This is a genomic window from Actinotalea ferrariae CF5-4 (genome assembly GCF_000603945.1).
Lineage (GTDB): Bacteria > Actinomycetota > Actinomycetes > Actinomycetales > Cellulomonadaceae > Actinotalea > Actinotalea ferrariae.
The window spans coordinates 1-6,746 of sequence record NZ_AXCW01000234.1; the positions used below are offsets into that span (position 1 = coordinate 1).

The following is a 6,746-nucleotide window of genomic DNA, read 5'->3' on the forward strand; positions in this document are numbered from 1 at the left end:
CTACACCCTCGATTGCGATGAGCCCCTAATCAAGCGGTCGACCGGTGCTCCCCGGGACGGCAACCGGCCCGAGCGACCCATTCGGCGAGCCTTAAGCGGGCGTGGCCGAATCGCTCGTGCCAGTTTAGGGGTTCGTCGCCGTGCGCGGTGGTTGCGTACGCGGCGTCCCACGCGAGGTGCAGGGCGGAGAGCTCTTCGATGAGTTCCCAGTGCTTGGTCCAGCACTCTGGGACGTATCGACGGTCAAGGCGGTAGTGGTGGACGAGCCAGACGACCCAGGTGTCGAGGGCCTCGAGGTGGTGCTTCTGCTGCTCGACGGTGTGTGCCGCCCACATGAGCGGCATCGGGGGTCCGCCGGCCTGGTACAGGACGGGCTCGGGGTAGAAGCCGTCGGGTGCGCTCGGGGGCGTGCTGTTGATCATCGGGTTGGGCTCCGTTCGGCGTCGGCGTTCGGGGGCGAGGCGGTCATCGGCGTTGGGGTGCCGGTGGTGGGACCGTCGGGGAGGTCGTCGTGGGCGACGCGTGCGGCGATCGCGTCCCGCGATCCGGAGCGCAGGCCCAGGCCGGTGGGCGCGGGTGCCATTACAAGCCCGTCGGGCGGGTCGCTGAGGGCACCGGCGTTGAGCGCGTGGGTGCGGTCGGCGATGAGCTGGTCGACGTGGCGCACGAGGTCGACGAGGTCAGCAGGCGCTGCGGTGAGGTCGGGGGCGGGCCGGATGGTCGTGGGGTCCTGGACCTGGGTGTGGAGCCAGTCGCTCACGCGGTGATGCAGCACGCTGGCGATGTCGCCAACGACGTCGTCGCTGTTGTCGAGCGGTCGGGCGGCGATGAGACCCGCCAGGACCTGAGGCATGGGGTGGCCGAGAGCGCGGCCCCGTTCCAGGGCGGTGATGAGAGCCCCCCGTGCCGGAGAGGTGCTGATCTCCTCGCACTGCCGAGCGCTAATCCCGAGGGCGGGGAAGGTCGCCTCCCAGCGGTGCGTGGCGGCGTCGGCTAGGAGGGTCTGCCGGATGGGCTCCAAGCGCTGCAACGACGTGGCGGCGTGTTGGGAGGCGGCGAGGGTCTCGGTGGCGGACAGCTCTGCACCGGAGGTGGCGAGGATGGTCTCGAGGATCCCCCGCGCTTCAGTGTGAGGGTGCCGGTCTGGTGGGTGGTCGCAGGTGGGGTCGACGTCGTCCAGGGCGAGGTAGAGGTGGTTGTCGTGGCGGCCGCGGGTCATGGCGACGTAGAGGTTCTCCCGGACCGTTCCGGGTGCGGCGAGGACGTGGGAGCGGTCCACGGTGATCCCTTGGGCGCGGTGGGTGGTGGTCGCGTAACCGAGGTCGACGTGCTCGGCCACGTACCGGGCGGGCAGCGTCACCTCTCCCCCGGCCACCTCTCCTTTGGCTGCATGGACGGCGGAGCCGGTCCTGGTGAGCGGGGTGACGACGAGGCCGCCGTCGGCGGTGAGGGCGGTGACGTGCCACAGGTCGCCGTTGCGGACATGCCCGTGCGGGCCGCGCAGGCGCCGGTCGTTGCAGCGGGTCAAGACTCGGTCCCCGACGCCGATCCGGGTGCCGTCGGTCTTGACGAGGCCGTCGGGGTGGACGAGGCCGTCGGTGACGCGGTCGTTGTGCGCCCGGGTGTTCATGATGGTGACGGTGTGGGAGTCGGGGGCGATGAGGATCGCCGCGGTGCCGTGCTCGGTGTCGGTCTGCCAGGCGGTGTAGGCGTCCTCGCACATGGCCTCCGCCGGGCCGGCGCTGACACGGTCGTGCTCGAGGTAGGTGTCGATCACCCGGGGGTCGCCGGTGCGAAGCCGGCGGGTGGCGGCGGCTTCCCAGGGGTGGGTGAACCGCCACAGGGAGGTCAGGGTTGCGGGGCGGGTGCGTTCGGCGAGGAGGTGGAACGCGCCGCCGGCGTCGACCGCGGACAGCTGATGGTGGTCCCCGACCAGCAGCACCTTCGCCCCGGCCGCCGTCGCCTGGGCGGTGAGGGCGTCCAGGGTGAACGTGCCGGCCAGGGACGCTTCGTCGACGATGAGAAGCTCGTCGCGGCGTAGGCGCCACCGCTGGCCCTGGGCGGTGATGGTGTTGATGGCGGTGTCGATCGTCCGCAACCGTGCCCGCTGGTCGACACCGAGCGCGGTGGCCCGCTCGGCGCGCAAGTGCGCGAGCAGGGCGGTGCGGCGGGTGGCGCCGGGGCCGGTGGACTCGTGCAGCCACTTGGCGGTGTTCTCACACCCGATCCCCAGCGCGTGCCCGAGCTCGGCGGCCGCCGTTGCTGAGGGTGCGAGGCCGACGACGGTGCCGCGCCCGTGGGCCTGTTCCCACACGGTGCGTAGCGCCGCGAGGGTGGTGGTCTTCCCGGTCCCGGCCGGTCCGACCAGGACGTCGACCCGGGTCGGGGAGGTTGCGATGTGGTGGACGGCGTCGGCCTGGTCCTCGGCGAGGGTGACGGTGCGCCCGTCGGTGCGGTGCACCGGGCGGGAGGTCACGGCCTTGGCCATCCACGCCGGTGCGGTCGGTGCGCCGGTGTCGAGGGTTGCGGCGTCCAGGAGCCGGGCCTCGGCGTCCAGGACCTGGCGGTGGGTGTAGCGGTCCTCCCCGGTGCGGGTGAACACCGAGGTGCCGTCGTGGCGGGTGTAGGAGGCGGGGACCCGCAGGGGGTCCGGTGCTTGCAGGCTCACGCACGAGGCCAGGGCGGTGTCGGTGACGCGCTCCAGCAACGCGGTGCGGTCGGCGGGGGTGGACATGCGGATCGCGCGGGTGGCGCGGGCGGCTTCGGCCAGGACGTTCCACCGGGTCCAGGTCGACCGGCGCGTCATCACCTGCCCGATCGTGTGCTGCGCCAACCGGTCGATGACGGCCCCCGGAATGAGGCCGGCACGCAGCGGCACGGTGTGCGAGACGCGCAGGACGGCCGCGGTCAGCTCGGCCGGGGTCTTGCCGGTGCGACCGGTGGCGCGGGCCCTCCATAGCGTCAGCAGATCGGCTAGTGGGGTGACGTGCTTGTCCGGGCGGACCGTGCGGGTGACCTGCTGACGCAGCCGGGTGACCTCGATGCGGTTCGGGCCCCGCCCGTGGGTCGCGTAGAACTCGGCCAGGACGTCCGTCATCGCTTCGTCTATCTGCGTGGTGCGGGTGGAGAACTCCGTCATCAGCGCGTCATCGACCCCCTCCACCTCGAACGCCGGCGTGCGGCGCGGGCCGCGGGGCCGCCAGCCGAACTGCACCGGTAGGCGGCGGGCGAGCTCGTCAGCGAGGAAGTCGTCGTAGACCTCCGAGACCATCACCACCGCGTGGTGCAACGCCCGGGAGTCCACCGACAGCCACGCCCCACCGGGTCCGCGGACCTTGTTCGCGATGACCAGGTGGGTGTGCAGGTTCGGGTCACCGGCGCGGGAGTCCCAGTGGTCGAACCCCGCCGCGATCAGACCGTCCACGCGGTGCTGCTGACACCCGTCCTTCCCAGTCCGGGTGAACGCCGCGGTGTCCTCCAAGAACCCCAGCGCCTGCTCGACCGCCGCCCGGTGCCCGGCCAGGACCGCCGACTGCGTCCGGGCGTCGGCGACCGCCCACAGCGCGGACACGGACTTGGCCGGGCTGAACGTGAGGTCGAACCCCGCCACCGCCGACGGGGTCCGCTTGGCCAGCTCCACCCGGGTGATCGCGGCGACCGCCGCCTCCCGTGTTTCGCCGGTGAGCTCACCAGGGAGGGACGCGACCTGGGTCGCGATGCGGTCGGAGGCCGGGGTGTACGTCCGGTACGCCCGACCCAACGCCACCCCGGTGGTCGGGTCGGTGCCGTGGCCGAAGAGGTTCGCCATCTGCGGCTCCTCCACCCGCGCCCCGGCCGTCACGGCGTCACCGCCCAACGCGTCCAGGCCCCGGCCGTACCAACGGCCCGGCGGGTTCCCCGACGCGGTGTAGTACGCCGTCAGGTCCGACCCCGCCGACCGGTCGCAGTCACCGGACGCGGTGTGCTTGAGCAGGTACTGGTAGCCGGCACCGGCCGTGAGGCGGTGCATCGTCATCACCACCGCCGCTCACCACCCGCGAGATTGGCAGCGCGAGGCGACGTAGGTCGGTGACGGCGACGCGCGGGCGCCGTGGTCGGCGCGGTCGTACGGGTCCTCATGCCACCAGGTGTGCGAACTGAGGGCAGAAGATCCGCGACCTCGAGACGAATCCGGCCCCGCTCAGACCTCAGATGCCAGAAGTGTCATGGCTCCCTCCTGCCCCAGGCCCTCGCGATCTTCCCCGCCCATCCCGCACACCTGCCCTCGACGGCACCTCATCAACAGACCCGGCCCTCGAGCACCCCGTCCGGGAGGTCGGGATGGCGACTCTCGAGAACGGGCCGACGCGGAGTCGGTCCGAAGCGGGGCAGACACGGAGGTAGCAATGGACGAGCTGGGACGGGACGGAATCGCCGGGCGGTTGCGGGACTGGGCGCGCGGGTCCCTCCCGGTGGGAGCCGGCGTCGAGCTGCTGCTGCGCGCGTTCGAGGGAAGGTTCGCCGGTCCCTCGTGCCGGTGGGTCACGAGCGAACCGGACGGGCGCACGTGGGTCGATGTCGACGCCCTGCACGCCGGGGCCGGGGTCCTGTCCGGCGGGGAAAGCCGGGTCCTGGCCATGGCCGCCGCGTTGATCGCAGAGACACCGGTCGACGTCGTCGACATCGTCACCGGGCTGGACCGGCCCAACCTGCACCTCGTCCTGGCCGCACTGGCCCACGCCCGGGGATCCCACGAGCACACCGACGTCGTCGCCGACCCGGACGGCGTCGCGCGCCTGACCCGCCCCGGCGCCCTGGTGCGGTGGCCGACGTGACCGGCGCCCGTCGGAATCTTCTCCCTCCGGTTCGCACACCTGCTGCCAAAGGGGCCTCGAGGACCTCGAAGGGCCAGTGGGAAGGGCGCAGGCGATGAGCACGACGTGGACACAACCGGCCCAAACCTTGATCACCGGCGCCGGGACGGGATGGGAGGGCATCTGGTCGCTGACCTACGCCGCCGGGTTCGGGGCCCTGAACCTGGCGATGAGCGTGCCCCTGGGCGTGGGGGTGTCGATCTCCTACGCGGCGATGGACTTCCGCGACGCCCAGGACGAGCTCGAATGGGCACGCCCGAACCTCCGTGCCAGCGGCGACGCCGTCCGCCTCGGTGTCCTCCGGGCACCGCAGGACATCGCGGAGGCCAGGACGATCCTGGACCAGCTCGCCGATGCTGCCCTGAACCGCGCCGCAGCCCTGGCGGAGGTCGAGCAGGAACTCGCCGACCAGGCCGCACTGTCGCGGGTGATGGCCCGACTGATCACCGCCCGCGCCAAGGTCACCGGGCGCTGGGCATGACCACCTACGGCGACCTGCTGGCGAAGACCGCCGACCACCTGCGCCAGGGCCACACACAGCTGGCCACGGACAGGTTCTGGACGCCAGGCGAGGCTCTCGACGCGATCGGGGACTTCCACGGGATGCTCCAGGCCATCGCCGCCCATACCCGCCGGCTCCTGTGGCCGGCCAAGTCCGTCCGGCCGGGCATGAACCGCCAGGTCGCCAACCTGTCCCCCACTGAACAAGCCGCAGCGCACCTGGCCACCGGAATCGACGCCCTCATCGGTGCAGCGACGCCTCATCCCGCCCAGCTCGCGCCGACGACCACACCCTGGCGGCACGCCGCGATGTACCTACGCGCCGCGTCCGACCTCCTCGCCTTGCACTACCGACCCGACGGGAGCCCCCGCAGCCCCGACGCCGCCGCCACCGACGCCCGGGCCCTGGACGCCGGCCTCGCGCACCTGGCGCACCTGACCGCCCTCACCCTCTCGGCCGAGGAACCGCTCGCACTGCGCGCCCTGCAAGCCGGCGTCAACAAGCAGGCGGTCGCCCAGCACCTTCCCGGTCTGGGACACCTCAGCGACCTCGCCCGCACCGTCGCCGACGACACCGGACCTCGCGACCTCCGTGCTCGAGCACCCTTGGGCAGCTTCGGAGCCACCGTGACACCGATCCGAGTCGGGGACTCCGTCACCGAGTTGGGCGACCGCATGCAGCGCTTGCGCCAGACCACGTGGGACCTCACAGCCACCCCAGGCGACGCCCTCGCGACCCTGCGCGACGTGACCACGATCGGCATCGCCATCCACGCCCACACCGCCGCATTCCACGGTGCGCAACCCATGACCGCCGCAGAAGCCTCGCCCGCCGCCTGCGGCGCTCAAGCACTCCTCGTGCGGGGCCGCGCCTGGCAATCCCTGCACCAAGACCTCTCCCACTTCCTCACCCTCGCCCCACCCATTGGCTCCGTCCGCGACGACCTCACCGCTCTGGCCCGCCTACTCCCCGCTCTCGCGCCCCTCGACGCCCCAACGAGCCGCGCGACACGCGCAGACCCGGCATCGCGCCGCATCGGGGCCGCGCTCAACGGCGCCGTCGCCACTATGACGGACATCGCCCAGCACACCGCCGTCGCGTTCACGGAGCTTGCGGAAACCGGAGCGCTGCGCCTCAAGGCACGCGACCTCCCACGTGACCTGGTCAGCGCCGACCCGGTCCTCGCGAGCGACCGGCTACGCGGGGCACTCGTCCACCCCCCGGAGGCAGTCCTCAACAGGATCCGGGGCGGGCTCAGCATCGTCGCCGATCACCCTGTCGCTCGGATCGGCACCAGCATCGGACATGTTGAGCGCGGATCTGGCGGCCTCGTTCCTACGGCCGAGTGAGGAACCCGCCGCGAGTCCCCTGTGCGTCAGGCTGACGTGAGA

General features: G+C 72.2%; 5 protein-coding genes. 3 read left to right on the forward strand and 2 right to left on the reverse strand.

The genetic code is table 11. From position 1 onward, the window contains the following. Nucleotides 1–29 precede the first annotated feature (29 nt). Together N866_RS15190 and mobF are read right to left on the reverse strand one after the other, a co-directional pair. Complete coding sequence (locus N866_RS15190) at nt 30–422, reverse strand: hypothetical protein (protein ID WP_052023120.1); 393 nt, start codon at nt 420–422, stop codon at nt 30–32. Further along, nucleotides 419–4,015: a MobF family relaxase gene (gene mobF, locus N866_RS15195; protein WP_155855408.1), complete on the reverse strand. Its 3,597-nt coding sequence runs from the start codon at nt 4,013–4,015 to the stop codon at nt 419–421. The genes N866_RS15190 and mobF overlap by 4 nt, the downstream gene beginning before the upstream one ends. Before the next feature lie 370 nt (nt 4,016–4,385). On the opposite strand from mobF, the gene N866_RS15200 reads away from it, so the two are divergent. The 3 genes from N866_RS15200 (at nt 4,386) to N866_RS15210 (ending at nt 6,704) form a co-directional block, all read left to right on the forward strand. After that, nucleotides 4,386–4,814, forward strand: coding sequence for a P-loop NTPase family protein (locus N866_RS15200; RefSeq protein WP_052023122.1), 429 nt, complete (start codon nt 4,386–4,388; stop codon nt 4,812–4,814). A gap of 94 nt (nt 4,815–4,908) precedes the next feature. Beyond that, the gene (locus N866_RS15205; RefSeq protein WP_155855409.1) at nt 4,909–5,334 is read left to right on the forward strand and encodes a hypothetical protein; all 426 of its coding nucleotides are present in this window, start codon (nt 4,909–4,911) and stop codon (nt 5,332–5,334) included. Beyond that, nucleotides 5,331–6,704, forward strand: a complete 1,374-nt coding sequence (locus N866_RS15210; protein ID WP_034227908.1) for a hypothetical protein — start codon at nt 5,331–5,333, stop codon at nt 6,702–6,704. Before N866_RS15205 ends, N866_RS15210 begins: the two co-directional genes overlap by 4 nt. Nucleotides 6,705–6,746: the final 42 nt, after the last annotated feature.